Origin of the sequence: Desulfonatronovibrio magnus (assembly GCF_000934755.1) — a bacterium.
GTDB classification, from domain to species: domain Bacteria; phylum Desulfobacterota; class Desulfovibrionia; order Desulfovibrionales; family Desulfonatronovibrionaceae; genus Desulfonatronovibrio; species Desulfonatronovibrio magnus.
The window spans coordinates 1-1,964 of the sequence record NZ_JYNP01000141.1 but is presented as its reverse complement, the minus strand read 5'-3'; the positions used below and the strand labels follow the sequence as shown (position 1 = coordinate 1,964).

The window sequence follows — 1,964 nt, the reverse complement described above, 5'->3', positions numbered from 1 at the left end:
ACTGTCAGTCTGGTTTCTGTAAGTTATTGAAATTAAACGATCCTTTAGTGTCACTCATTACTGCACATTGGACTGACCCAGCATATACCGACCACCAAAATTGGCGCTAAGCATGATGCTTGGCTTAACAAAGCCCTAACACTCGATTTTTTGACCCAGCATATACCTACCTAGCGAACCAGTTTTGAGACGATTTCGGTGGCTTCTTGAAGTGTATCCTTCGTCAAATGCGCATACTTTTGCGTAGTTGATATGTCGGCATGTCCTAATAATTTCTGTACTTCGTAGAGACTTCTGCCTGAATTTACGAGGAAGGAAGCATACGAATGCCGCAGGTCGTGTATGCGTACATCGGGCACTCCAGCATTGCGCCTCAAGCGATCCCAAGTATGATGGAAATGCTTGATGGGCTTGCCTGTGTCCGGCAGGGCGAATACATAGTCTGAGCCATTGCCAGTTCTGCGTTTAAGGATATCCATAGCGCCCTGGGACAACGGGATTATCTTGCGGCACTTGGCTTTGTTCCTCTCAGGCGGCAGGGTCCAGATACATTCTTGCATATCTATCTCAGACCAGGGCAGGTGGGTGGCTTCTTTTTTTCTGGCTCCGGTTAATATCAGGAACTCAATTACATCAGGCACCACAGAGCTTTTGCAGTTCTTGATCTCTTCCAGAAGCCTTTCCAGCTCATCTACAGACAAAAACCTCTCTTTAGCCCCGTTATCAGCCAGTTTAGAGACATTCTTGGTGGGTGCTCTGTCGATCACTTCCCAGCGCTCCGCCAGATTGAATATGTGCTTGACCAAAGCCATAATCCGGTTAACAGATCCAGGCTTAAAGCCTTGGTTTACCAGGGTACTCTGGAATTCCAGCAAATCTCCAGGTCTGAACTCGTCCATACGCATATTGCCCCAGAGCTTGATCATACGGTTTTCAATGGTCTTCTGATCAAACTCCCAGCTCCTCTTGTAGGTCTTTACATGGGGCAGGTATTTGTCTCTGGTGAACTCTTTAAACGTAGGTGTCTGCTTGATCTTCTCAACATGGGCCAGAGGGTCAAAGCCCATCACAAGTTGGCTCTTAAGCGCTCTGGCCTTCTCTCTTGCCTGGTCAACGTTCATAGAATCAGTTGGTCCAATCAGTAATTGTCTTGTACGGGAGTGCTTATCCCGGTATCTCAGGTAGTACGTGGCCTTGCCATTCCTGCGTACTTCCAACATAAATCCAGTCAGCTTTTCATCAAAATACTGGACCTTGGGTTTGTTGGTGGGGATGGGCGGGTTGTCTACGAACGATTGTTTGAGTAAAACTTTGGGCATAACTGCACCTCCTTTCAGTTATAGGTTCCTTTCAGACTTATAACCAAAAGCAGGGCGGTTTTTGAATTGGGAAGGGTAGCACAGTAAAAACTGAGGCTGTAGGGGGCCCGTAGAGGGCTTTCAGGGGTGTTTTTGATGTCAGGTATGGGGGAAGTGGATAGAAGTCTAAAAAGTGGACGTAGGAGGGCTTAAATTGGAAATGAGAAGCATTATTATGCTTGACGTAACGGCTAACAGGATTTATAAACCAGAAAATGATCAAGTCATTCAAAGATAAAAATACAGAAAAGCTCTACTCAGGAAAGTTTGTAAAAGAATTCAGTGGCTTTGAAAGGCAGGCAATCCGTAGATTGCAGATCCTGGACAGTGCTACCTGTCTGAATGACTTGAAGGAATTACCTTCAAACCGCTTTGAAGCTCTGAAGGGAAACAGAAAAGGCGAGTACAGTATCAGCGTAAATATGCAATGGCGGGTTACTTTCAAATGGTACCAGGATAACCCCCAGGAAGTAGGGATAGAGGACTATCATTAAGGAGGTTTATAATGGAAAACAAAATGCCCCCGGTACACCCGGGAGAAATACTACGAGAAGAACTTGACGGCCTGAATATTTCTGCCAGTGCTTTTGCTAAAAGCCTCAGTGT

Annotated in this window: 2 protein-coding genes; one reads left to right on the top strand and one right to left on the bottom strand. The window is 45.8% G+C overall.

Annotated features, from left to right (window positions below):
- Positions 1-170: 170 nt before the first annotated feature.
- The gene (locus LZ23_RS11815) at positions 171-1,319 is read right to left on the bottom strand and encodes a site-specific integrase (RefSeq protein WP_045214450.1); all 1,149 of its coding nucleotides are present in this window, start codon (positions 1,317-1,319) and stop codon (positions 171-173) included.
- Positions 1,320-1,573: 254 nt separating this feature from the next.
- Between LZ23_RS11815 and LZ23_RS11810 the strand changes: the two genes are divergently transcribed.
- Positions 1,574-1,852 (top strand): type II toxin-antitoxin system RelE/ParE family toxin, encoded by a 279-nt coding sequence (locus LZ23_RS11810; RefSeq protein ID WP_045214448.1) that lies wholly within the window; start codon positions 1,574-1,576, stop codon positions 1,850-1,852.
- Positions 1,853-1,964: the final 112 nt, after the last annotated feature.